This is a genomic window from Bacillus sp. LQ01 (assembly GCF_057624735.1).
The window spans coordinates 462,647-486,033 of the sequence record NZ_JBYEZL010000001.1; the positions used below are offsets into that span (position 1 = coordinate 462,647).

Genomic DNA, 23,387 nt, shown 5'->3' on the forward strand with positions numbered 1-23,387 from the left:
GTTCAATGTTTTATTTGTTTGCGTCCATGTTATGATACAATAATACTGTTAAGTAAGACAGGAAGTTGAGATGGAGGAGTTAGAGCATGCAAAATAAAATCCAAGTTAAGAGCGTAGAAAAGAGAGAGAATGCTCTTATTTTTTGTGCGGAAAATAGTGAAATAGAGGTAAAGGAGTTAAGTGCGCGTAATCACGTACTTGTAGACTCAGACAATTTATCATTTTTATATATCTTAGAAAATGAATCATCTTTCATTTATGTAAGTATTCCGCACACATGCTGGGAAGCAATGCATGAAGCGATGAATAACGATGTGGTTATGTTCGTTCGCGTGAATGACATTGAAATGGAATTAGAAGGATTAAAAGAAGAAGTAGAATATTTAGTTGAAAATATTGAAGGTAATGCAAATTACGGAGAAGAACTAGTAACTGCTGTAGAAAAAGTATTTCTATAAGCAAATGGATTGATTTTGGTGGTGGTTGAAATGAATCGAAATTGGGAAGAATTTTTAGCACCTTACCACCAAGCGGTGGCAGAGCTGAAAGTGAAACTAAAAGGAATGCGTACTCAATTTGCAATGTTAACAGAGCATTCTCCAATTGAGTTTGTAACAGGAAGGGTAAAGTCGGTTGCAAGTATTATTGATAAAGCGGAGAAGAGAAATGTACCGCTAGACCGATTGAGAGAAGATATGCAGGATATTGCTGGGCTTAGAATGATGTGTCAATTTGTTGATGAGATTAAGCCTGTTGTAGAATATCTTCGAAAACGAAATGACTTTGAAATCGTGGAAGAACGTGATTATGTTACGCAAAAGAAAGATAGCGGTTATCGTTCTTATCATGTTGTCATTAGTTATCCTGTTCAAACGATTCAGGGTGAACAAAAAGTATTGGTAGAAATCCAAATACGCACGCTAGCAATGAACTTTTGGGCAACAATTGAGCATTCTTTAAATTATAAATATAGTGGACGTTTTCCTGAAGATATTAAAATAAGGTTGCAACGTGCAGCTGAAGCGGCGTTTTTATTAGATGAAGAAATGTCTTCTATTCGTCTTGAAATTCAAGAAGCGCAAAAGGCTTTTTCAAGAAAGCAAGAAACGAAAGATTCTGAATCATAAACTAAAGGGTGTTGGGCGATGAAATTTACAATTATGTCAAAGGGAGATCAATCATCAGATACACTGGCAAGCACGATGAAAGAGTACTTGCTAGATTTTGGATTTATAATGGATGAAAAGGAACCCGATATTGTAATTTCTGTTGGGGGAGATGGAACGCTTTTATATGCGTTTCATCGTTATTATAATCGATTGGATGAAACAGCATTTGTTGGTGTACATACAGGACATCTAGGTTTCTATGCAGATTGGTTACCGACAGAAGTAGAGAAATTAGTAATTGCAATTGCGAAAACACCATTCCAAGTGGTGGAATATCCGCTTTTAGAAGTTATTATTCGCTATGTGAATGGAAGTAAAGAGTCACAGTATTTAGCGATGAATGAGGCGACTGTAAAAAGTGCAGAAGGTACATTAGTAACAGAAGTAGAAATACGCGGAGAATATTTTGAAACATTCCGCGGAGACGGCCTTTGTATCTCTACTCCTTCAGGAAGTACCGCGTATAATAAAGCGCTTGGCGGAGCGATTATTCACCCATCTATTGAAGCGATACAAATTGCAGAAATGGCGTCCATTAACAATCGTGTATTTCGTACTGTAGGATCTCCACTCGTATTGCCGAAGCATCATACATGTGTGTTAAAGCCAGCTGCAGGAATGAACTTACAAATTACAGTGGATCATTTAACGATGGTTCATCAAGATGTGAAATCAATCCAGTATCGCGTCGCAAACGAGAAAGTACGATTTGTTCGTTTCCGTCCATTCCCGTTCTGGAAACGAGTTCGTGACTCGTTTGTTGCAGATAAATAGAAAGGGTTATATATTTGAACAGATTTACATTGAAATGGGATATAGGTCCGGCTGAAGAGGGAACTTTAGTTAGGGAATTTTTGAAAACGAAATGTATTTCTAAAGCCGCTTTAACGGATATAAAGTTTCACGGCGGGGCAATTGAAGTAAATGGTCAACATGCGAGTGTTCGTCATCAGTTGCGTGCTGATGAAGAATTACGTGTCTTTTTTCCAGTTGAGGAAAGAAGTGAAGGGATGATGGCAGAAGATATCCCTTTAAGCATTGTATATGAAGATGACGCGGTTCTTATCATTAATAAAGAGGCGAACATGTCAACGATTCCGTCTAGAGAACATCCGACAAGGAGTGTTGCCAATGCGCTTTTATCTCATTATGATAAGCAGCACCTTGCAAGTACAGTGCACATCGTAACACGTTTAGATCGTGATACTTCGGGGCTTATGCTTATTGCAAAAAATCGTTTCGTGCATCATCTTTTATCGAAGCAGCATCAACAAAAAGCTGTGAAACGAACGTATGAAGCAATTGTTCACGGAAAGATTGTAGAACGAGAAGGAATGATTGATGCACCAATTGGTCGAAAATCTGATAGCATTATTGAGCGAACGGTTTGTGAGGATGGACAAAGGGCAGTTACTCATTTTAAGGTAATTGATAGTACATATCATAAGACACATGTAGCGCTTGAGCTTGAGACAGGAAGAACGCATCAAATTCGTGTGCATATGGCTCATATAGGACATCCGTTACTTGGTGATAGCTTATATGGAGGGAGAAGGGATGAAATGAAACGGCAAGCACTTCATAGTAAATCTTTGACGTTTTATCATCCTATTTTAGAGAAAGAGATGTCTTTCACTATAAAGCTTCCAAGCGATATGCAAGAAGTGTTGCGGCATACTTAAAAAGGGGACAAAATTCTTATATTATAAAGAATTTTGGTCCCTTTTTTCTTAGCGGAATAATATTAAAATTTGGTTTTCACCCGTACGCTTTATAACGAAAAATCCACTTTCGGCTTTTGTAGCAATGCCATTGTCATTTGGACGACAATATCCATGTGCTTCGCAAGTGCCGTCATCACGTACTAACATTTGTCCAATTAATCCGACAGGAAGCCACTCGGCGCGATCTTTTCTTGCTACATATTTGCAAGTTGGATCCCATTCTGTATTTAAAAGAGGTTGTATTTCTTCGGCTTCCGTCCATACATATTGGCGTTTTCCAAAGTTATCTGTTTTATAACGTTTTTGCCAACTTAAAGCCCCGCTATTTCCTATAAGGGCAGGGGTTGCACTAGATATTCCTAAAATGAACGAATCGCGTGAAGTAGCTATCCGAATTTTTTCTTCGTTACTAAATGTAACGAAATAACCGACATCAATAGGTTTATAACCTTCGGTTTCAAACATTTGTGCAAAATCCGTTCCGCTTGCATTGTAAGACGCGCCCTCAATGTACATTTCTCCATTATGAGCAAGCCATTTAGCCCCGATATTATGGTCGGTGTCGCTTACACCATTTGCAATAAACCAAGAATAAGCTTCTTCTGCAGTGCCGAAGCGCCCCATAATATGGCTACCTGCAAAATGAGCTGTTGATGTATGATGACCTTCCGCATGAGAAGAGGATCCGTTAGCGATAGTTGCGTTTCCTTCTGCGTGTGCTGCTTCGCCTAAAGCAATTGTCTGTTTACCCTCCGCATGAGAATAAGCCCCGCCTGCTGTCGTTTCACTTCCCTCACTATGCGAACTATGTCCAGTTGCTTTTGAGTTTGATCCTTCTGCATGAGAGAAAGAACCTTTTGCGTGTGTTAATAAGCCTTCCGCATGTGCTGCCATGCCCTCCGCATGAGAGTGAAGCCCCTCTGCATATGCATATCGGCCGCCCCTTTTAACTTTTGTATTTTCAGATGTAGGTGTCTCAATTATGAGGGGTTTTTCAGGTTGTATATCATTCGATGAAGCCAATGCCTCTTTTATTTTTTTTACTTTGTTTATAATAGCAGCTGGAATTTCTGGTTCCACTTTTTTATTTATTGCTACAGAAATATTTTCTTCCGTCTTTTCTTCTGCTTGATTAGAATGTATTACCTGTTCATCTTGATTTGAAAGCTGTTTATTTTTTTGTTGCATCTTTATTTTTCTGCGATTGATTATGCGGCTCATCACAGCATTTTCTAAAGAGACATATGTTGGTTTTACTTTGCTTTTTTTTGATGACTCTTGTTCTTCCAGTTCTTCTATCGCTGCAGCCCGAATACTACACCAGTTGTTAATTCCGTACATGGGCAGATATAAAGGGGGAAATTTTCTTTTTTGTTTAGAAGATTTTTTCTTCATTCTGTCACCTCCTGCGACATTATATGTAGTGTAATTAAAAAAAGATGCACTTTATTGCATCTTTTTTTAATTACTTTACCTAGTTTTATATGAGATCTGCCTAAATAATGCTAAGTAAGGTAGTTATGAAATTGGACGGAATTTCTCAGCGACAAAAGGTAAAGAAGAAGGGACAGAGATAGTCTCCATTTCAGGATAACGTAATCCGGTTAATTTGCCACCAAATACAGCACCAGTATCAATATTGACTGTCTGATTGACGAATCGAGGTTCTGCTACTGGTGTATGTCCATATACAATCCAAGCTTGCCCCTTGTATTCTTGCGCCCAATCGCGACGGACAGGTGAGCCATCGGCATGCTTTTCTCCTGTAATATCGCCATATAATACAAAGGTTTGTACTTTTTTATCTCGTCTTCCTATATAATCTTGCCGAATCCCAGCGTGACATACGATTACTCTTTTTTCATCTAGTATGTGGTAGAGCGGTGATTGTTCATAAAGAGTGATAAACTTTTCTTTTATAATGTTTTGCTTATTAGGAGGAAGTGCCTCATATTCAGCAACAGTTGTTTCAAGTCCGTGAGCGACTGTTACATTACGCCCAAGGAAAAATCGATATAGTTTATTACAGTGATTTCCAGGAGCGTAATAAGCTTCTTTTTTATGTATGACAAGTTCCCATACAATTTCAATCATACGTAATGAATGAGGACCACGGTCTGTAATATCGCCAACGAATGCAAGTTTACGTTGGTCAGGGTGAACCGGTAGACCGCTACTCCAGTTATATCCTAGCTTCTCTGTTAAATTTTGAAACTCTTGGAAGCATCCATGAATATCTCCTATAATGTCATATTTCATATTTAAACCTCCATCGTATTTTTCATTAGTATATCTAAAAAAGGATAGAGATAAAAATATAGCGTTTTTGTGTTGTTCATTTAAACATAAAGATTTTCGTTCTTGAGCGAACATTTAAAATGAATCCAATCGCAATCATGTATGTAAGCAGTGAACTTCCTCCGTAGCTCATAAGAGGTAATGTTATCCCTGTAATGGGAAGTAATCCGATTGTCATCCCGATATTTTGGAATACTTGGAAAGTAAACATTCCGATTGTACCAGCGCAAATGTAACTACCGAAAGGGTCATTACTTTCTAAAGCAATATGAATCATTCGAAAAATGAGTAAGAAAAAAAGAGAAATAATGACACTTGCGCCTAGAAATCCAAATTGTTCAGCGACATTAGTGAAAATAAAATCTGTATGTGGTTCTGGAAAATATACTTGTCCATTTTCCCACCCTTTTCCTTGCATTTCTCCGGATCCAGTCGCTAAGAATGCTTGTCTTAATTGATAGCCTTGTGCATCATATTTGTAAGGTGCTAACCATCCGTAGAAGCGATTTAATTGATATTCTTTTAAAATGTGTGCTTTAAAGAAATCTGTGTGAGTAAAAAAAATATATATTAATGTAGTTCCAGCAACGAAAGTAGCTGAAACTAATCCGAAAATAAAACGCCATCGTATGCCAGAAACTAGTATCATTGCTGCAAGCATCGCTGAAATGACCATTGTATTTCCTAAATCTGGTTCCTTTGCGATGAGTAGTAGTGGTGGCAAACTTGTTGCAAATATTTTTCCAAGTAGTAAAAAATCGTCATGTATTGTTTGGGAAAAATATTTCTCATTATGGTTTGCTATAATTCGTCCAATGACGATAATTAAAAATAATTTCATAATTTCAGAAGGCTGAAAATTTCCGATGCCTGGGAGCCTGTACCAAGCGGTAGCGCCTTTAATTGTAACGGCACCTGGTACTTGAAGTTCTAGTCCAATAAGTAGTACCATTGCAAAGCTGTACAAATACCAAGCAATTTTTTGATAACGATCGAAGTCGAGAATCATAATAACACCAATGGCTATAAATCCAATGAAATACCATTGGATTTGCTTTAGTACAAAATTGACGTTTTGTAAAAATGGCGGTAAAGAGGCTTGCGCACTTGCAATAGCACAACAACTAACAATCCCAATGGCAAATAAAATAAATAGTAATACGTAGTCTATTTGATATTGAGAATTTGGATCTTTCAATGTAGGTATTCCTTTCTACTGCTCTTTATAGTAATGGATTTTATCCCGCATTAATGGGCAGTAAGACCCCTACCTCAAAATTCAGCGAAAGCGAAGAAGTTAGGTGGGGGATCAACTGCCCGTAAAAGCCCGATTGGTGAGAGCTGATTAAAGTTTCACTTTATAGTATGAGAAAGAATGTATGAACTATACGAATGATTCACATATAGTCCATACACTTTTAATTTTGCAGAGTAGTTTAATTGTTTAACTCTTTAATAATTATATCCAAACAATGGGAAAGACGTACATGTGCGTCAGGAAAAATATCTAGTTGATGAAGATAGTATTTTAAGGAACTTTTACACCATTGGTAAGCACTAAGTAGAGCTGCTCTATAGTCTGTAGTATTTTGTAAAAAGCCATATTCTTTTGCTGTTATAACGAGGTGTGTGAAATCTTCACAACCTTGAAGGAGCTTATTGTGTATTTGTTGTCCAGCATGGTAGCGAAATTGACTTAAAGGCTCAGAAATGTATATTGCATTTCCTTTAGAAAGTAAAGAAATCCATGAGGCCATATCAACACTACAAGAATATTGTCGCTCTTTAAGGGTGCCAAAAGGTTCAGTGAGCAATTCCTTTCGGAACAAGGTAGTTGTAGGCTCACCGATAATGTTGTGTCCACCCTTTAACATCCAATTACCTAAAAATATCCCGTTTAATGGGGTGTCTTCACTATATAACCTTTGTGTTGGATGGGAATCACCTATTAGATTTCCATGATCATCAATGCGTACTCGATAAGAAGTAACAAGAGCAAGATTTTTATTGGGATCTTGCTCAAAATAGGTCATCATTTTTTGTATTTTATGCTTATAAAACACGTCATCGTCCATTAAAAAATTTATATACTCACCATTTGATTTTTCTATGAGCATAAGGTCATTGTGAAATTGTCCTAGAGTAGGGATATTTCGAATGTATGTTATATTTTTATAATTTGGTAAGTATTGTTCGCGTATTAAAGTTGCTGTTTCATCATTTGTACTATCATCTCCGATGATGATTTCAATATTAGAATAAGTTTGTGCCAATGCACTTTCTAGAGCAATTTTGAAATAATGAGGCCGATTATAAGTGGGAATAAGGATGGAAACGAGAGGTGGATTTTTTTCATTCATCATACATAACTTCCTTTCAGAAGCTTTTTTTTGTAAGAACAATATCTTGGTAACTTGTATATTCATGTCTGCCGCACCATAAACCGTAATGCGGCTTATTGATTATTTCTAGGCCGTACTTATTCAATAGATTGCAAATATCTGTCTCAGGATAAGCAACTGCGAAATTCGGAATATCTTTATTTACAACGTAGCAATTTTCGATTCGATGATAAAAACCTAATGTACTTTGTCCTGCATTTAAATAATAGGACGATTCAGGATTTATAAGAAAGAATGTAATGAAACATCTCCCGTCTTTTTTTAATACACGTACAATTTCAGATACGTAATGTTCTAATTCTTTTGGGAGAAGATGCGTAAATACAGAAGTTAAAAAAATAAAATCGAATGTCCCGTCTTCATAGGGGAAACGATATTGAGAGGCATCTTCTTTTCCTTCTGGATTATAGAATTGATTGTATATGTCAACATGTTCAAAGTGAAAATTATTACGCATAGTTGAAATGTTATTTTGACACCAAGTAATTCCATCTTTAAACAAATCAAATCCATAATACGCTCCATCATCATTTAAGTAATTCAATAATGGTACAGCCATTCGACCGACGCCGCAGCCTACATCTAATACTTTTTCATTTGGTTTTAAAGCGCCAATTTGAATAAAATGCTTTAGGAACTCTTTTCCAACTTTTTTGAAGTCGCCACCTACATATTGGACGAGTTCAGGAGGGGGGAGTAAAGTCATTTCTTTGTTAAGTTCACTCATGAGTATACCCCTTTCTTGTATGAGAAGATGCAGTAAATCTATTAATAAAATTTTCAATTTGTATTGAGAGAACACAGGAAAACAATTGTTATATGTAAGGAGATTCCGAAAAAGAATACTTAATTGGATTAGAAGTGAGAGAAGGATGAGTGAAAATGAAATCTCCTATAGATTAAATCTTTTTTATTCTTTTCTCCAATAAACGCCAAATACATCAATTTTAGTAATAGGGGCTTTTAAATTTCGTTGGTTTCTAAAGTCTGTCACAGCCTCAGCGCATGGCGGTAGCCCGTAGTCATCGATAATTATATAGCCACCTTTAGAAACTTTATCATATAAGTTCACGAGACCATCCATTGTGGATTCGTACATATCACCATCAAGCCGTGCAATTGCTATTTTTTCAATTGGTGCTGTTGGTAAAGTATCTTTAAACCAGCCTTTTAAAAATTTCACTTGATCATTTAGTAAATCATATTTTTTGAAATTCTCTTGTACTTGTTCTAAAGAGACGCGTAAATAATCGAATGTGTGCAAATAATCACCGTAATCTTTTGGATATTGTTCTAGATTCGGTGCTGGCAAACCTTCAAATGAATCAGCGACCCACACATTACGATTCGTAATGTTGTTTGCTTGTAAAAAACCATTCATAAAAATGCACGATCCTCCGCGCCATACACCTGTTTCAATAAAATCTCCCTCTATATTTTCACGAACAACGGTTTCCATTGCCTCTTGTAATTGGTTCATACGTTCTCGACCGATCATGCTATGTGCTGCTCTTGGCCAATCCATTCCATCATGGCGTTCACTTTTTGAAACATTTGGTTTTACAATTTTTAAGTTATGGTTTTCAGCATATTGCTTAATGAATAAAGGGAGGGGGACTGTAACTGGCTCGAATTCTAGTTCTTTTGAAATATGTAGAGATGCGGGTAAGTATGCCTCATATTCTAACCATATTTCAAATAAAATGGTCTTCTTTAGCAATTCGAGATAAAGCTGAACAGCAGATTTACTTTCCATATTTGTGCCTCCTGCAAAATGTCATACAACAATATGATTATGTAGATAGCGAATGTTTCATGATTGAATTTGAAATTGAAAAAGCAGTAAAACTGATATCAGTTTTACTGCTAAGTAAAAAATTAAGCGATTTTTTCAATAATAATAGATGCATTTGTACCAACAGCTAATGATAGCCCAAGCCCTGTAACGATTACTTCAATTAATGATGGAGTTGTCGTAATTTGCGTAATTGCTTGAACAACGATAGGTGCTCCAACTGAGATTAAAGTGGCCCCAGTACCTGGAACAGATACCCCATTTACTTGGATTGTAAGTCCTCCTAATAGACTTACTGCTGCAGTGTATACGATAACGGTAATTTTATAGAATCCAGTTTGACTAATTACGAAAGTATCAGGATCTAATTGAGAAATTGCTGTACCAAACTGAGATCCAACAGTATTAAATGGTACTGGAGCATTAAGTCCAATATCCAAAGAAATCCCAGCGGAGTTAAATGCATACAATCCTGCTGGAAGCCCTAGTCCAGATGGTCCAGTCGGTCCAGTCGGTCCAGTAGCCCCAGTCGGCCCCGTAGGTCCAGTACCCCCAGTGTCACCAGTCGGCCCTGTAGGTCCAGTAGCCCCAGTGTCACCAGTCGGCCCCGTAGGTCCAGTAGTCCCAGTGCCACCAGTCGGCCCCGTAGGTCCAGTACCCCCAGTGTCACCAGTCGGCCCCGTAGGTCCAGTAGTCCCAGTGCCACCAGTCGGCCCCGTAGGTCCAGTAGTCCCAGTGCCACCAGTCGGCCCTGTAGGTCCTGTAGGTCCTGTAGGTCCAGTTGGCCCAGTCGGTCCAGTTGGCCCGGTAGGTACAGTCGGCCCCGTAGGTCCCGTCGGTCCAGTCGGCCCGGTCGGCCCAGTCGGAAGGGTAAACGGTGGTATCGGTGGTAATGTAGGTCCTACAAGATTAGGGTCAAATGCACTAGCTGATAAAGATTCATCGGGATTTAATCCATTTGAATAATTATTATTTGACATAAATTCACCTCCATAAAGCGTTCATTATATAGTAGATGCAAAACCGAAAGAAAATGACACGGACATTTGAATTATTGAAAAGAAATCTTAAACTACTTGAACAATTTAAAAAAATGGAAAGTTTAGTATATGTATAACATATGATTGATTTGGAAGAGGGTGATTATGTTGAACAAGCAAGGAATTACAATTAGTTTATGTATGATTGTTCGAGATGAGGAGGAGACAATAGCCCGTTGTTTAGAAACAGTTGAAAAAATTGTGGATGAAATTATAGTAGTTGATACAGGTTCCGTCGATCGAACGAAAGAAATCGTAGAGAAATACACTTCTAACATATATGATTTCCAGTGGATTGATGATTTTGCAGCAGCAAGAAATTTTTCTTTTTCAAAAGCGACGCAAGAGTATATATTGTGGCTAGATGCAGATGATGTCTTATTAGAAGATGCTCAAGAAGCATTGAAACTTTTAAAAAGAGAATTAGATCCTAAAATTGATGCTGTTTCGATGCCTTATCATCTTGCAATGGATTCTAACGGGAAACCTTTATATTGTACAAAAAGAAATCGACTTGTAAAGCGTGAAAAACAATTTCAATGGTTTGGAAAGGTTCATGAGTATTTAGCTATTTCTGGTGAGGTTTTTAGTAGTAATGTTGCTATTACACATAAAAAAGAAAAAAAAGTAACAAATCGTAATTTGAAAATTTTTCAAAATACTGTAGCGGCAGGTGAAGAATTAAGTCCGAGAGATTTATTTTATTACGCAAATGAATCTACGGATAACCAAAAATATGATGATGCAGTTCTTCTATATGAAACATTTCTTAATCAAGACGAAGGATGGTATGAAGAGAAAATTTATGCATGTGGTAAGTTAGGAGATTGCTATGCAAAGCTAGGAATGTGGGAGAAGGCAATCGAATCTTGTGTGAAGTCGTTTCGGTATGACGTCCCTAGAGGAGAGAATTGTACAAGAATAGGATATATATATATGGAACAAGAAAAATATAATGAAGCGATATTTTGGTTTAAACTTGCTACGGAAGTACCAATGGCAACGGAAAGTCCTTTCCATAGTCCAGCTAGCTACACATGGCTACCCTATTTACAAATGTGTATTTGTTATAGCAGGTTAGGGGAGCAGGATAAAGCGTATTATTACAATGAATTAGCAGCTTCTTATGTTCCGAATAATGCTGCAATTGAATATAACCGTAAATATTTTCGGGGAGTTTTTGATAAACCATATAAAGTGTAATAGGTTTCGTTTTTTAGAAATGATTTATCGCTATTCTAACTCTAATAGATTGGTTATATATTAGAGTATCAGTAACGTAACCAATATAAATAAAAGATTTTATACTGCTATTTGCGGGCTAATAATCATTGGGGGATGAACAAAATCTGCACTTTATAGAATTCATATGAGATTTATATTTCTAATTCAATTTGCATAAGGAGTGTGTGAAATGAATCGCGAAAAAAGTTCTTTATATGAAGAAAAATCCGAGCATTATTATAATGCAGCGAATCCGAATTTATTAAAGCATATAAAAAAGGAATGGAAAGAAGTTCTTGATATTGGTTGCTCGAGCGGTGCATTGGGAGCAGCTATTAAAGAAAACGGTACACGTGTATCAGGAATAGAGGCATTTCCAGAGGCGGCAGAAAAAGCGAAGGAAAGACTAGATCATGTTATTTTAGGGGATATAGAAAAAATAGATCTTCCTTATGAGGAGGGGCAATTTGATTGCGTCCTATTTGGGGATGTATTAGAGCATTTATTTGATCCGTGGGCTGTGATTGAAAAGGTTAAGCCATATATAAAGCAAAATGGTGTGATTTTAGCAAGTATACCAAACGTTGCTCATATTTCAGTATTAGCTCCCTTACTTGCTGGAAATTGGACGTATACAGAATATGGTTTATTAGATAAAACACATATTCGTTTCTTTACATTCAATGAAATGCTAAGAATGTTTTTAAAAGCAGGATATTCAATTAGTAAAGTAGATCGTGTATATGTTGATCATAAAATGTATGAGTCGCTTATTGAGGAGTTATATGGAATTTGTAAAAAATATCGTCTTGGAAGTGGCTTCATGGCTGAGACAGTTGTATTTCAGTATATTATTGAAGCTGAAAAATCACAATTATGAGTGCTGCAGACAAAACAATATTATTTGTTACATGCATAAATGATCGGAAATTGTATGCAAACTGCGTGCGACATATATTGCAATTGTTAGTACCGCCAGGGTATATTGTCCAATTTATGCCGATTCGAAATGCGAAAAGTATGACGAGTGGATACAATCAAGCCATTTCGCATCCAGCGAAGTATAAAGTGTATTTACATCAAGATGTTTTTATTATAAATAGGGCTTTTTTATACGGATTACTTCAATTATTTGAGGAACATGAAAACCTTGGGATGATTGGGATGGTTGGAGCGCAATATGTTCCTCCGACTGGCGTATGGAACGAAGGGCGTGGAATTGTAGGAAAAGTCATTGGTTATATGAATGATTTGTTTTATATGGCAAGTTTAGAACAACCGTATCATGAATCAAAAACATTTATTCCTGTAGAATGTATTGATGGTTTATTAATGGCGACACAATATGATGTTCCGTGGCGAGAAGACTTATTTGACGGATTTGATTTTTATGATGTATCCCAATCATTTGAATTTAAAAAAGCAGGATATACAGTCGGTGTACCTGTACAGCGCGATGCTTGGTGTATCCATTATCATTTTGATGTGAATATGACGAACTATGAAAAGTATCGGAAAATATTTGTGGAACACTATATGTCAGATGTAAATAAGGAAGAATAAAAGGGGGGACAAAAATGAAAGATCATACAATATTAGTCGTTGTTTGTGTAAATAATGAGGAGCTTTTCAAACAATGTGAGAGCCAAATAAGAAACATTTTTGTTCCCTCTGGTTATGTCGTGCAAATTTTTCCGATACGAGATGCGCAAAGTATGGCAAGTGCATACAACCGAGCCCTTTCATATCCAGCGAAATACAAAGTGTATATACATCAAGATACATATCTTATTAATCGAGACATGTTTTCTACACTTATATCTCTTTTTAAAGAAAATGAAAAGCTTGGTTTAATAGGAGTCGCTGGGGCTCAGTTTTTACCGAATAACGGGATATGGTGGGAAGGAAAAAATTTAGTAGGGAAAGTGATTGAGTATAGAAGACGGAATTATCAATTATTAAATTTAGATCAGGTTTTTTATGGTAATCAACCATTTTTGTCAGTTCAGGCAATTGATGGTTTATTCATGGCAACGCAGTATGATATTCCGTGGCGAGAAGATTTGTTTCAAGGGTTTCACTTTTATGATGTGTCACAGTCTTTAGAGTTTCAAAGGGCTGGTTATTTAATTGGTATCCCAAATCAAGCAAATTTATGGTGTATTCATTACAACGGGGATGAGTTTGATGCGGATACATATGAGAAGTACCGGAAAGTGTTTGTAGAACATTACAAAGATATATTATCTCCATCATAAAGGAGAGATGAAAAGTGAAAGGAATTATTTTAGCAGGTGGTACTGGATCGAGATTATATCCAATAACGAAAGTAACGAATAAACATTTACTTCCTGTTGGTCGGTATCCGATGATTTATCATGCGGTATATAAGCTAAAACAATGCGATATTACAGATATTATGATTATTACGGGTAAAGAGCATATGGGGGATGTTGTTAGCTTTTTAGGGAGTGGTCATGAATTTGGAGTGTCCTTTACGTATCGTGTGCAAGATAAAGCGGGCGGGATCGCACAGGCGTTAGGGCTTTGTGAAGATTTCGTCGGGAATGATCGTATGGTAGTTATATTAGGGGATAATATTTTTTCAGATGATATTCTTCCGTATGTTGAAGAGTTTGCAAATCAAAAAGAAGGTGCGAAAGTGCTATTGCAATCTGTAGAAGATCCCGAAAGATTTGGCGTAGCACATATTCAAAACCGAAAAATAGTTGAAATTGAAGAAAAGCCGAAAGAGCCGAAAAGTTCTTATGCGGTTACGGGAATTTATTTGTATGATTCGAAAGTCTTTTCTTATATTAAAGAATTAAAACCTTCTGCACGGGGAGAACTTGAAATTACAGATATAAATAATTGGTATTTAAAACGAGGGGTACTTACTTATAATGAAATGAGCGGCTGGTGGACTGATGCGGGAACTCATGCTTCGCTTCAAAAGGCGAATACGTTAGCGCGTGATATTAATTTTGGGAAACAGTTTAACGGAGAATAGGTGAGAATATGAAAGTTGTAGAAACAAATTTTACCGATGCAAAATTGTTAGAACCGAGGTTGTTTGGAGACGAGCGTGGCTTTTTTTCAGAGAGTTATAATAAGCAGGTGCTAGAAACATTAGGGATAACGTATTCATTTGTACAGGATAACGTATCTTATTCGGCTAAGGCAGGAACGATTCGGGGACTACACTTTCAAAAAAAACCGAAAGCACAAACGAAACTCATTCAAGTTATGCAAGGGGCAATTTATGATGTTATCGTTGATTTACGAAAAAAATCACCAACATTTAAACAATGGAAAGGATATATTTTAAGTGCAGATAACCATCGGCAATTACTAGTGCCAAAAGGGTTTGCGCATGGATTTTGCACGCTTGTTCCGCATACTATCGTTATGTACAAAGTAGATGAATATTATAGCGCAGAGCATGACTCAGGATTACTTTGGGAAGATAAAGATTTAGCAATTCCTTGGCCAGTAACCGATCCTATATTGTCCGATAAGGATCAGATATTACCATTATTAGAGGAATATGAAGATAGTTTTTAAGTAGGAGCGTTGTTTATGAATATATTAGTGACAGGTGGGGCTGGATTTATTGGAAGTAATTTCGTTCATTACATGCTACAAAGTTATGAAACATATAAAATTATTAATTACGATGCATTAACATATAGTGGGAATTTAAATAACGTAAAATCTCTTCAGGATTACCCGAATTACTCTTTTGTAAAAGGAGAAATTCAAAATGGAGAGCTATTAGAACACGTTATAAAAGAGCGAGACGTACAAGTGATTGTAAATTTTGCAGCTGAATCACATGTGGACCGTAGTATTGAAAATCCGATTCCTTTTTATGATACAAATGTAATTGGAACGGTCACTTTATTAGAACTAGTTAAAAAATATTCGCATATAAAACTTGTGCAAGTGTCAACGGATGAAGTGTATGGCTCTTTAGGAAAAACAGGGAAGTTTACAGAGAAAACACCGTTAGCTCCAAATAGTCCATATTCTTCAAGTAAGGCGAGCGCGGACATGATAGCTCTATCTTACTATAAAACATATCAATTACCGGTTATAGTAACGCGTTGTTCTAACAATTATGGACCGTACCAGTATCCTGAAAAATTAATTCCATTAATGGTTACGAATGCACTAGAAGGAAAAAAACTACCGCTATATGGTGATGGTTTAAATGTAAGAGATTGGTTACATGTAACGGATCATTGCAGTGCGATTGATGTTGTTCTGCATAAGGGACGTGTAGGAGAAGTATATAATATAGGTGGAAATAATGAAAAAACAAATGTAGAAGTTGTGGAACAAATTATTACTCTTTTAGGAAAAACAAAAAAAGACATTGAATATGTTACAGATCGTTTAGGGCACGATCGTCGTTATGCGATTGATGCAGAGAAAATGAAGAATGAATTTGATTGGGAACCGAAATATACGTTTGAACAAGGATTACAAGAGACGGTGAAATGGTATGAAAAGAATAAGGAATGGTGGAAACCACTAAAAGATTAGTAAGGGGCATGTTAAATGAAAGAGAGGGTTATCATAACAGGAGCAAACGGTCAATTAGGAAAGCAACTATTTGAAGAGTTAGACTCTGAAGAATATGATATATATCCATTTGATAAAAAATTATTAGATGTGACAAATATATCCCGAATACAACAAGTGGTACAAGAAATAAAACCACATATAATTATTCATTGTGCTGCCTATACGAAAGTAGATCATGCGGAGAAAGAACAGGATCTTGCATATAGAATAAATGCAATCGGAGCTCGAAATGTAGCGGTTGCTTCACAATTAGTAGGGGCGAAGCTAGTTTATATTAGTACTGATTATGTATTTCAAGGCGCCAGACCAGATGGATACGACGAATTTCATAGTCCAGCGCCGATAAATATATATGGGGCCTCTAAGTATGCGGGGGAGCAGTTCGTCAAAGAGTTACATAATAAATATTTTATCGTTCGCACATCGTGGCTATATGGTAAATATGGGAATAATTTTGTGAAAACGATGATGCGATTAGGAAAAGAAAGAGATGAAATATCTGTTGTAGCGGATCAAGTTGGCTCTCCTACGTATGTGGCGGATTTGAATATGGTTATTAATAAGCTCATTCATACTTCTTTATACGGTACATACCACGTATCAAACAGAGGCTCATGCTCTTGGTTTGAATTTGCACAAAAGATATTTTCATACGCCAATATGAAAGTGAATGTATTACCTGTTTCAACGGAAGAATTCGGGGCTGCAGCTGCGAGGCCCAAATATTCTATCTTTCAACATAACATGCTACGATTAAATGGTTTTTCACAAATGCCGTCTTGGGAAGAAGGATTAGAGCGGTTTTTTATAGAAACCAAAAGTCATTAACAAATTTCTGTTAATGACTTTTTTGTTTGCCTTTAAGCGGTTTTATGGTACTATAATTATAGTATCAGGTACTAATAACAAGTATAAGTATTTCTGGGAGGATATATCATGGAACTATTACAAGGGAAAACATTTGTTGTTATGGGCGTTGCGAACCAAAGAAGTATTGCATGGGGAATAGCTCGCTCTTTGCATAATGCAGGTGCAAAATTAATATTCACATATGCAGGAGAACGTTTAGAAAGAAACGTTCGTGAATTAGCGGACACATTAGAAGGACAAGAATCACTTGTATTACCTTGTGATGTAACGAATGATGAGGAACTTACAGCTTGCTTTGAAACAATTAAACAAGAAGTAGGTACTATTCACGGTGTAGCACATTGTATTGCTTTTGCAAATCGCGATGACTTAAAAGGTGAATTTGTAGATACTTCTCGCGATGGATTTTTACTTGCACAAAATATTAGCGCATTCTCTTTAACAGCTGTAGCAAGAGAAGCGAAGAAAGTAATGACAGAAGGCGGAAATATTTTAACATTAACATACCTTGGCGGCGAGCGCGTTGTGAAAAATTATAACGTTATGGGTGTTGCGAAAGCTTCATTAGAAGCGAGCGTGAAATATTTAGCGAACGATTTAGGTCAACACGGTATTCGTGTTAACGCTATTTCTGCAGGACCAATTCGTACGTTATCTGCAAAAGGTGTAGGCGATTTCAACTCAATCTTAAGAGAAATTGAGGAGCGCGCACCACTTCGTCGTACAACAACGCAAGAAGAAGTTGGCGATACAGCAGTATTCCTATTCAGTGATTTAGCACGCGGTGTAACAGGAGAAAACATTCATGTTGATTCAGGGTATCATATCCTAGGATAAATATAATATTAATTTTTAAAGGACAATCTCTAAATGCTGAGATTGTCCTTTTTATTTGTTCTTAGAAAGAACGATTTTTAACGAAAGTTCTTACCACGTGATGAATATAACTATAATAGTACACGATTTATTTAGCTACGTATGGAAGTGGGAGGGACGAGTGTGAAGAATAAAAATAAAAGTTCAACAGTTGGAAAACCGTTGTTATATATCACGCAAGTAAGTTTAGAACTTGCTGCACCGAAAATAAAAAGGATTATCCTGACAAACTTTGAAAATGAAGATCAAAAAGAGAAAAGTAATAGACAAGAAAATATTGTAAGAAGTGCTGTGGAAGAGGTAATAGAACAAGAACAACAAGAAGAGCAGCAAGTGGAAGAAAAAATAGAAGAAGAAAAAGAAGAACACATAGAACAAGAAGAGCAAGAACCAGAACCAGAACCAGTAAGAACTGTCCCGTATAATAAATCATTTAAGGATATGAATAATGATGAAAAAATTCATTTTTTACTAAACCGCCCTCATTACATTCCGAAAGTAAGATGCAGAATAAAAACAGCTACAGTCTCATATGTTGGATCGATCATATCGTATCGTCATGGCATTGTATCTATTATGCCGCAAAATAGTATGAGAGATATTAGGTTGTCTATAGATGATATCCAATCGATTAGTATGGCCGGTTTTTAAATATGTAAAGGTGGTAGAAAGCTTCTACCACCCCAATAGTTTTTTAGTTTACTTTACGATAGAAACGTCGCGTAAGCATTGAATCGCACAGAAACAGCTTAAATCAACAGTAATGCAAGTAGTTGTAGATATTAATCTTGCATTTGGTACAGCTAAAAACGTACAAATTGGATCGTCACCAGGTGGTACCGGAGTACCGTCACCTAATACTACAGTTAATACACGTAGCACAGCACAGCTATCATCATCTACACTTTCCACACGGAAAATTGGAGATCGGCAGCTAGTAAGGCTTGAAGATGGTGCAAATGCTTCAAAAGGTTCTCCAGTTTTTGTGTATAAAATAAAAGGGCGTGTATTTGCTACTGATGCAGTATTGTGTGCACCTAAAAATGGGATTTCACAACCAGATCCACATGTTGTTGTAGAACAATCTTGTAATTCATTGATGAATTTTACAACGTCAACTACACAATGAGAAGAGCCATGGTGTTTATTTTCGTTACAACTCATTAATGTCACTCCTTATCTTCTTGTTTGTATTTACATTAATAAGATATTGGAGTCGAGGAGATTTGGTCACAATCTCAAGACCTTTTTTTTTAAATAGGCGAAAGAGGATAAGGGTAGGTGGAATTATGCTGTTTACAAGCTGGCTTTTATTTTTTATTTTTGCGTTAGCTGCTTTTAGGCTCACTCGTTTAATTGTTTATGATAAAATTACAGCCTTTTTGCGAAGACCATTTATTGATGAATTAGAGATTACGGAGCCGGATGGAAGTGTATCAACGTTTACAAAAGTGAAAGGTAATGGATTAAGAAAGTGGATTGGCGAATTATTAAGCTGTTATTGGTGTACAGGTGTATGGGTTAGTGCTTTTTTATTAGTCTTATATAATTGGATCCCTATCGTTGCGGAACCGTTACTTGCATTATTAGCTATTGCAGGAGCGGCAGCAATCATTGAAACAATTACAGGATATTTTATGGGAGAATAATATATTTTCATAATACGAGAAAAAGCGGAGTTTAAAAGAATGAGGGAACGGAAATAAAGAGTTGTTCATATAGTAAATAGACAGAATTGACAGTAGAGGAGATGTTTGCTGTGAGCAATAATCTAAGGCAGAATTCATATGACCTGCAGCAGTGGTATCATATACAGCAACAACACCAAGCACAACAACAGGCATATCAAGAACAATTACAACAACAAGGATTTGTGAAGAAAAAGGGATGCAATTGTGGGAAAAAGAAGAACACAATAAAACAATATGAAGAATGAAACACTCATGCTACTGTGAGTGTTTTTTATTATATATAAAAAGCGGTATTTCTGTATAAGAAATACCGCTTTTTACTAGCTAATTTGTGCAACTGTTAATGCTGCAGCACGAATGTCTACAGTTCCAATTAACTGAACTGGCACAATTTGAATTAAGTCACCAGGATTTAAGTTAATAAGAATAACACCGCTGGATACGTCTACTTCACCAGTACCAATAACGTTAGAACGAACTGCTGTACCTGATCCAGGAATAATGTTAGCTGGTGTATTTAATGATAAGAAGAAACGACCAGCTTCTGGTGCAGTAGGTACGTTATCAAGACTAATTGTTAATGTATAACTAATTTGATAAATACCAGCTCGTAGAATTCGAATGCCATCTCCGACACTTACTGTATCATTTATTACAGGAACAGTAATATTTGGGTTTGGACTTACGCTAGGTAATAATAGTGGTGTAAATAGTGAAGCAAACTGAGGTGCAGACGCGTTGAAAGCAAAACCAAAGGCAGGTAGTGTACTAGCTGGCTTCGCCTCACAATCGATTTTAGTAAATTCGCAATCAGAAGAGAACATGTTTTTCACTCCTTTATCTGTTTCTACTTTCAGTTAATGAAAAGGACAGGTTCTATGTTCTAGACAAGTTCCCAATTTTAAGAAATTTACATAAGAATACTCTTTAAGCATGGATTGGGTGGCAGAATACTCTGCCACCCAATCCATGCTTAACTCATTATTTAGTTTTAAATAGAAACATCACGTAAGCATTGAATAGCGCAGAAGCAACTTAAATCAACAGTAATGCAAGTGGAGGTTGATATTAGTCTTGCATTTGGTACAGCTAAAAACGTACAGATTGGGTCGTCACCAGGTGGTACAGCGGTACCATCACCTAAAACTACAGTTAATACACGCAATACAGCACAGTCATCATCATCTATACTTTCTACGCGGAAAATAGGAGATCGGCAGCTAGTAAGGCTTGAAGATGGTGCAAATGCTTCAAAAGGTTCTCCAGTTTTTGTGTATAAAATAAAAGGACGTGTATTCGCTACTGATGCATTGTTATGTGCACCTAAAAATGGAACTTCGCAACCAGATCCACATGTTGTCGTTGCACATTCTTGTAGTTCATGTATAAAACGAACAACATTCGATACACAGTTGAAATCACACTCATGTTGATGATCTTCATTACAATTGCAGCTCATTATGTTCACTCCTTCTCGTGAGTTCTGACATACACTATTACAATATGAGTGGGATATGGCTGATATTACGTTAATTCTCACGATAAAAACAAGGAATTTATATAGGAGGGATGTACATAACGTGATATAAAAAAAGACATCCTTATTTAGTGGATGTCTTTTCAGGTAAATCTTTTCGCACAGTATATAAAAAACGAGATATATCTAATTTCTTTCCTCTGAAAAATTGCGGAGAAGAAATGTAAAGTTCTTCTTTCGCACGTGTAATGGCAACATAAAGTAATCGGCGTTCTTCTTCTAACGCTTCAGAAGTTTCCGTAACACGATCATTTGCATCTTTTAAAGAAGAAGTATGAGGCAGGATTCCATCACTCGCTCCAAGTAAAAAGACACATGGAAATTCAAGGCCTTTTGCGTTATGAATTGACATAAGTGAAACGGCATCTTTTTGCGGCATTGTTTTTAATGCTTCCATTTCTTTTTGACCTTGAATCGCCTCGTCGATAAATTGTAAATAAGCTGGAATATCGGTGAAACGAGTTGCAGACTCCATTAATTCTTCCAACATTTCTTCTTGTATGTCTTTATGCATTGTAAAGGAAGAACGATCGTTATTTTGTAAGTACTCTAAATATTTTCCTTTACCATGAATGATTTCTTTTAATGCTTTTTTCGGTTCTAATTCTTTAATAAACTTAATAAAATCGATGCGCTCATTTACCTTTTTCACTTGAAAAGGTTTTAAGCTTGGATTTAATAGTAAGAAATGAAGAAGAGAAGGGAAGCGCCCCTCACCATATTTCCATTGTTCACGTTCAATAAATGAAATACAATCATCACGTCCGATATACATCGTCGGCAATATGTTTGAAAGTGATTCTAGTCGAAACGGCTCAATCACGAGTCTTAAATGATCTAATACAGGCTTAATTAAAGAATGTTCATAAAATGATTGGCTCGCTCCGTGTTTAATAAACGGGATTTTATGAATGGTAAGCTGATCAAGTAACGAACGACTTACAGAATGTGTGCGATACAGTAAACAAAAATCTTTAAAGTTACGTTCACCACTCTCTACTTTTTCTTGAATAAGCTGCAAAATTTGATTTGCTTCATCAAGAGTCGTAGCAGGTCTTGCATAAAAAGGTTGTACACCTTCCTCACGAACAGAGTATAGCTCTTTATCAAAACGTTCTTGATTTAATTTTATAACTTCATTTCCAAGCCCGACGATAAAGGGATTGGATCGATAATTCGTATTTAGTGCAATGATTGTTGTGTTATCAAATTCTTTTGGAAAAGATAAAATAATTTGGTGACTTGCTCCTCGCCAGCCGTATATCGCCTGGTCGTCATCACCTGCGATAAATAAATTATTTCTTGGCGTGGCTAACAATTTTACGATTTCATATTGTGCATACGATGTATCTTGAAACTCATCTACTTCAATATAGTGAAAACGTTGTTGTAATTGAGTTAGTAAAGGAGCATTATTTTCTAACATATAATATGTTTCCAATAAGATGTCATCGAAATCAATATAATTGTATCTTTGTTTTACCTCTTCAAAACGTTCGTATACTTCTTTAAATTCTTGTTCGACTGGTGTTTTCGCTTTTACATCTTTCGGACGATTTAATTTGTTTTTCTCAAGTGAAATCATCGCGAGCATCGTTTCCGCATCATAATCGTCTTTTAAACGCAATTCTTTTAAGATTTTCTTTATCATAATTTGTTTATGTTTTTCATTTGCTAAAATTTGCTGATTATAACCTTGGCTACGAAGCAATTTTAAAAAAACAGAGTGGAATGTACCAGCAACAACATAGCTACTTGCTGCATGATTCATACCCGGTAACTTCGCAACACGACTTCGTATTTCTTCAGCTGCTTTTTGTGTAAATGTAAGTAATAAAATATTTCGTGGATGAACTTGTTTTACATTTACTAAATAACCAACGCGAGTTGTTAAAACAGATGTTTTCCCGCTTCCGGCACCAGCTAGTGTAAGAACAGGACCTTCTGTTGTACGCACGGCTTCTAATTGTTTTTCGTTTAAAAAAACATTTTGTTGCTCGAGAGCGCGGAAATAAGCCGCATCTACATCTTCTTCCATAATTAAATGGGTAGATGTTTTCGGAATATGATATGTCGCACGCGGAATATCAGCGTGTGTTAACGATTTTTGTGAAAATTTTTCTTGTGTCATATGTTCACCTTCAAAACTATAGCATCAACATTTAACTTTA

General features: G+C 36.4%; 27 protein-coding genes. 16 read left to right on the plus strand and 11 right to left on the minus strand.

Annotated features, from left to right (window positions below; all coding sequences use genetic code 11):
• Positions 1-86: 86 nt before the first annotated feature.
• The 4 genes from AC22L0_RS02505 to AC22L0_RS02520 are packed head-to-tail and all read left to right on the plus strand — an operon-like array spanning position 87 to position 2,851.
• Entirely contained in the window at positions 87-458 is a 372-nt protein-coding gene (locus tag AC22L0_RS02505; protein WP_001180003.1) for a UPF0738 family protein, read from the plus strand.
• A gap of 30 nt (positions 459-488) precedes the next feature.
• Positions 489-1,127 (plus strand): GTP diphosphokinase, encoded by a 639-nt coding sequence (yjbM, locus tag AC22L0_RS02510; protein ID WP_001081482.1) that lies wholly within the window; start codon positions 489-491, stop codon positions 1,125-1,127.
• An 18-nt stretch (positions 1,128-1,145) separates the two neighbouring features.
• A complete protein-coding gene (locus AC22L0_RS02515) occupies positions 1,146-1,943 on the plus strand; it encodes an NAD kinase (RefSeq protein WP_000673190.1) in 798 nt (265 codons plus the stop codon).
• Positions 1,944-1,957: 14 nt separating this feature from the next.
• Positions 1,958-2,851, plus strand: a complete 894-nt coding sequence (locus AC22L0_RS02520) for an RluA family pseudouridine synthase (RefSeq protein ID WP_098663894.1) — start codon at positions 1,958-1,960, stop codon at positions 2,849-2,851.
• A 48-nt stretch (positions 2,852-2,899) separates the two neighbouring features.
• Here the strand turns inward: AC22L0_RS02520 and AC22L0_RS02525 are convergent, their stop codons facing one another.
• The 7 genes from AC22L0_RS02525 to AC22L0_RS02555 all read right to left on the minus strand — a co-directional run bounded on the left by AC22L0_RS02525 (position 2,900) and on the right by AC22L0_RS02555 (position 10,368).
• Positions 2,900-4,288, minus strand: coding sequence for a peptidase G2 autoproteolytic cleavage domain-containing protein (locus tag AC22L0_RS02525; protein WP_487272129.1), 1,389 nt, complete (start codon positions 4,286-4,288; stop codon positions 2,900-2,902).
• 123 nt (positions 4,289-4,411) lie between these two features.
• Entirely contained in the window at positions 4,412-5,152 is a 741-nt protein-coding gene (prpE, locus tag AC22L0_RS02530) for a bis(5'-nucleosyl)-tetraphosphatase PrpE (RefSeq protein WP_000872694.1), read from the minus strand.
• Positions 5,153-5,228: 76 nt separating this feature from the next.
• Positions 5,229-6,389, minus strand: coding sequence for an FtsW/RodA/SpoVE family cell cycle protein (locus AC22L0_RS02535; protein ID WP_000654704.1), 1,161 nt, complete (start codon positions 6,387-6,389; stop codon positions 5,229-5,231).
• A 238-nt stretch (positions 6,390-6,627) separates the two neighbouring features.
• On the minus strand, positions 6,628-7,554 hold the full coding sequence (locus AC22L0_RS02540) for a glycosyltransferase family 2 protein (protein WP_002004643.1): 927 nt from the start codon (positions 7,552-7,554) through the stop codon (positions 6,628-6,630).
• 13 nt (positions 7,555-7,567) lie between these two features.
• Positions 7,568-8,320 carry a class I SAM-dependent methyltransferase gene (locus AC22L0_RS02545; RefSeq protein WP_001292838.1) on the minus strand — a complete coding sequence of 251 codons (753 nt, stop codon included), beginning with the start codon at positions 8,318-8,320 and terminating at the stop codon, positions 7,568-7,570.
• A 183-nt stretch (positions 8,321-8,503) separates the two neighbouring features.
• Positions 8,504-9,349, minus strand: coding sequence for a TylF/MycF family methyltransferase (locus tag AC22L0_RS02550; RefSeq protein ID WP_000444386.1), 846 nt, complete (start codon positions 9,347-9,349; stop codon positions 8,504-8,506).
• Positions 9,350-9,471: 122 nt separating this feature from the next.
• Positions 9,472-10,368: a BclA C-terminal domain-containing protein gene (locus AC22L0_RS02555; RefSeq protein ID WP_487272130.1), complete on the minus strand. Its 897-nt coding sequence runs from the start codon at positions 10,366-10,368 to the stop codon at positions 9,472-9,474.
• 165 nt (positions 10,369-10,533) lie between these two features.
• On the opposite strand from AC22L0_RS02555, the gene AC22L0_RS02560 reads away from it, so the two are divergent.
• The 10 genes from AC22L0_RS02560 (at position 10,534) to AC22L0_RS02605 (ending at position 18,639) form a co-directional block, all read left to right on the plus strand.
• The gene (locus AC22L0_RS02560) at positions 10,534-11,631 is read left to right on the plus strand and encodes a glycosyltransferase (RefSeq protein ID WP_000932913.1); all 1,098 of its coding nucleotides are present in this window, start codon (positions 10,534-10,536) and stop codon (positions 11,629-11,631) included.
• 211 nt (positions 11,632-11,842) lie between these two features.
• The gene (locus AC22L0_RS02565) at positions 11,843-12,532 is read left to right on the plus strand and encodes a class I SAM-dependent methyltransferase (protein ID WP_053513441.1); all 690 of its coding nucleotides are present in this window, start codon (positions 11,843-11,845) and stop codon (positions 12,530-12,532) included.
• Positions 12,529-13,215: a glycosyltransferase family protein gene (locus AC22L0_RS02570; RefSeq protein WP_001271187.1), complete on the plus strand. Its 687-nt coding sequence runs from the start codon at positions 12,529-12,531 to the stop codon at positions 13,213-13,215. The genes AC22L0_RS02565 and AC22L0_RS02570 overlap by 4 nt, the downstream gene beginning before the upstream one ends.
• A gap of 14 nt (positions 13,216-13,229) precedes the next feature.
• Complete coding sequence (locus AC22L0_RS02575; RefSeq protein WP_000651529.1) at positions 13,230-13,910, plus strand: glycosyltransferase family protein; 681 nt, start codon at positions 13,230-13,232, stop codon at positions 13,908-13,910.
• Positions 13,911-13,924: 14 nt separating this feature from the next.
• Positions 13,925-14,662 (plus strand): sugar phosphate nucleotidyltransferase, encoded by a 738-nt coding sequence (locus AC22L0_RS02580; RefSeq protein WP_000676160.1) that lies wholly within the window; start codon positions 13,925-13,927, stop codon positions 14,660-14,662.
• An 8-nt stretch (positions 14,663-14,670) separates the two neighbouring features.
• Entirely contained in the window at positions 14,671-15,216 is a 546-nt protein-coding gene (rfbC, locus tag AC22L0_RS02585) for a dTDP-4-dehydrorhamnose 3,5-epimerase (RefSeq protein WP_000869415.1), read from the plus strand.
• Between the two features lie 15 nt (positions 15,217-15,231).
• Complete coding sequence (rfbB, locus tag AC22L0_RS02590; protein WP_487272131.1) at positions 15,232-16,200, plus strand: dTDP-glucose 4,6-dehydratase; 969 nt, start codon at positions 15,232-15,234, stop codon at positions 16,198-16,200.
• 15 nt (positions 16,201-16,215) lie between these two features.
• Positions 16,216-17,070 carry a dTDP-4-dehydrorhamnose reductase gene (rfbD, locus tag AC22L0_RS02595; protein WP_000664653.1) on the plus strand — a complete coding sequence of 285 codons (855 nt, stop codon included), beginning with the start codon at positions 16,216-16,218 and terminating at the stop codon, positions 17,068-17,070.
• A gap of 108 nt (positions 17,071-17,178) precedes the next feature.
• The gene (gene fabI / locus AC22L0_RS02600) at positions 17,179-17,949 is read left to right on the plus strand and encodes an enoyl-ACP reductase FabI (RefSeq protein ID WP_000421886.1); all 771 of its coding nucleotides are present in this window, start codon (positions 17,179-17,181) and stop codon (positions 17,947-17,949) included.
• A gap of 141 nt (positions 17,950-18,090) precedes the next feature.
• Positions 18,091-18,639 (plus strand): spore coat CotO family protein, encoded by a 549-nt coding sequence (locus tag AC22L0_RS02605; RefSeq protein WP_098202690.1) that lies wholly within the window; start codon positions 18,091-18,093, stop codon positions 18,637-18,639.
• Positions 18,640-18,687: 48 nt separating this feature from the next.
• Here AC22L0_RS02605 and exsY read toward each other — a convergent pair whose 3' ends face one another.
• Entirely contained in the window at positions 18,688-19,152 is a 465-nt protein-coding gene (gene exsY / locus AC22L0_RS02610) for an exosporium assembly protein ExsY (protein WP_001277743.1), read from the minus strand.
• Between the two features lie 125 nt (positions 19,153-19,277).
• Here exsY and AC22L0_RS02615 point away from each other — a divergent pair, with 125 nt between their 5' ends.
• On the plus strand, positions 19,278-19,637 hold the full coding sequence (locus AC22L0_RS02615; protein ID WP_000899664.1) for a DUF1360 domain-containing protein: 360 nt from the start codon (positions 19,278-19,280) through the stop codon (positions 19,635-19,637).
• A gap of 101 nt (positions 19,638-19,738) precedes the next feature.
• Positions 19,739-19,924 (plus strand): hypothetical protein, encoded by a 186-nt coding sequence (locus tag AC22L0_RS02620; protein ID WP_021727509.1) that lies wholly within the window; start codon positions 19,739-19,741, stop codon positions 19,922-19,924.
• Between the two features lie 75 nt (positions 19,925-19,999).
• Here AC22L0_RS02620 and exsF read toward each other — a convergent pair whose 3' ends face one another.
• The 3 genes from exsF to AC22L0_RS02635 all read right to left on the minus strand — a co-directional run bounded on the left by exsF (position 20,000) and on the right by AC22L0_RS02635 (position 23,347).
• A complete protein-coding gene (gene exsF / locus AC22L0_RS02625) occupies positions 20,000-20,503 on the minus strand; it encodes an exosporium protein ExsF (RefSeq protein WP_000492943.1) in 504 nt (167 codons plus the stop codon).
• 167 nt (positions 20,504-20,670) lie between these two features.
• Positions 20,671-21,138 carry a spore coat protein CotY gene (gene cotY / locus AC22L0_RS02630; protein ID WP_001277719.1) on the minus strand — a complete coding sequence of 156 codons (468 nt, stop codon included), beginning with the start codon at positions 21,136-21,138 and terminating at the stop codon, positions 20,671-20,673.
• 142 nt (positions 21,139-21,280) lie between these two features.
• A complete protein-coding gene (locus AC22L0_RS02635) occupies positions 21,281-23,347 on the minus strand; it encodes an ATP-dependent helicase (protein WP_000191202.1) in 2,067 nt (688 codons plus the stop codon).
• Between the last annotated feature and the right edge of the window lie 40 nt (positions 23,348-23,387).

Bases quoted from the DNA above. Each gene is read 5' to 3' on its own strand.
- AC22L0_RS02545 (WP_001292838.1), bottom strand. From the start codon at position 8,320: ATGAGTGAACTTAACAAAGAAATGACTTTACTCCCCCCTCCTGAACTC.
- rfbB (WP_487272131.1), top strand. From the start codon at position 15,232: ATGAATATATTAGTGACAGGTGGGGCTGGATTTATTGGAAGTAATTTC.
- exsY (WP_001277743.1), bottom strand. From the start codon at position 19,152: ATGAGTTGTAACGAAAATAAACACCATGGCTCTTCTCATTGTGTAGTT.
- AC22L0_RS02550 (WP_000444386.1), bottom strand. From the start codon at position 9,349: ATGGAAAGTAAATCTGCTGTTCAGCTTTATCTCGAATTGCTAAAGAAG.
- AC22L0_RS02575 (WP_000651529.1), top strand. From the start codon at position 13,230: ATGAAAGATCATACAATATTAGTCGTTGTTTGTGTAAATAATGAGGAG.
- AC22L0_RS02555 (WP_487272130.1), bottom strand. From the start codon at position 10,368: ATGTCAAATAATAATTATTCAAATGGATTAAATCCCGATGAATCTTTA.
- AC22L0_RS02505 (WP_001180003.1), top strand. From the start codon at position 87: ATGCAAAATAAAATCCAAGTTAAGAGCGTAGAAAAGAGAGAGAATGCT.
- AC22L0_RS02560 (WP_000932913.1), top strand. From the start codon at position 10,534: ATGTTGAACAAGCAAGGAATTACAATTAGTTTATGTATGATTGTTCGA.
- yjbM (WP_001081482.1), top strand. From the start codon at position 489: ATGAATCGAAATTGGGAAGAATTTTTAGCACCTTACCACCAAGCGGTG.
- rfbC (WP_000869415.1), top strand. From the start codon at position 14,671: ATGAAAGTTGTAGAAACAAATTTTACCGATGCAAAATTGTTAGAACCG.
- AC22L0_RS02540 (WP_002004643.1), bottom strand. From the start codon at position 7,554: ATGATGAATGAAAAAAATCCACCTCTCGTTTCCATCCTTATTCCCACT.
- AC22L0_RS02620 (WP_021727509.1), top strand. From the start codon at position 19,739: ATGTTTGCTGTGAGCAATAATCTAAGGCAGAATTCATATGACCTGCAG.
- AC22L0_RS02565 (WP_053513441.1), top strand. From the start codon at position 11,843: ATGAATCGCGAAAAAAGTTCTTTATATGAAGAAAAATCCGAGCATTAT.
- AC22L0_RS02570 (WP_001271187.1), top strand. From the start codon at position 12,529: ATGAGTGCTGCAGACAAAACAATATTATTTGTTACATGCATAAATGAT.
- rfbD (WP_000664653.1), top strand. From the start codon at position 16,216: ATGAAAGAGAGGGTTATCATAACAGGAGCAAACGGTCAATTAGGAAAG.
- fabI (WP_000421886.1), top strand. From the start codon at position 17,179: ATGGAACTATTACAAGGGAAAACATTTGTTGTTATGGGCGTTGCGAAC.
- prpE (WP_000872694.1), bottom strand. From the start codon at position 5,152: ATGAAATATGACATTATAGGAGATATTCATGGATGCTTCCAAGAGTTT.
- AC22L0_RS02525 (WP_487272129.1), bottom strand. From the start codon at position 4,288: ATGAAGAAAAAATCTTCTAAACAAAAAAGAAAATTTCCCCCTTTATAT.
- AC22L0_RS02515 (WP_000673190.1), top strand. From the start codon at position 1,146: ATGAAATTTACAATTATGTCAAAGGGAGATCAATCATCAGATACACTG.
- AC22L0_RS02635 (WP_000191202.1), bottom strand. From the start codon at position 23,347: ATGACACAAGAAAAATTTTCACAAAAATCGTTAACACACGCTGATATT.
- cotY (WP_001277719.1), bottom strand. From the start codon at position 21,138: ATGAGCTGCAATTGTAATGAAGATCATCAACATGAGTGTGATTTCAAC.
- AC22L0_RS02615 (WP_000899664.1), top strand. From the start codon at position 19,278: ATGCTGTTTACAAGCTGGCTTTTATTTTTTATTTTTGCGTTAGCTGCT.
- AC22L0_RS02605 (WP_098202690.1), top strand. From the start codon at position 18,091: ATGGAAGTGGGAGGGACGAGTGTGAAGAATAAAAATAAAAGTTCAACA.
- exsF (WP_000492943.1), bottom strand. From the start codon at position 20,503: ATGTTCTCTTCTGATTGCGAATTTACTAAAATCGATTGTGAGGCGAAG.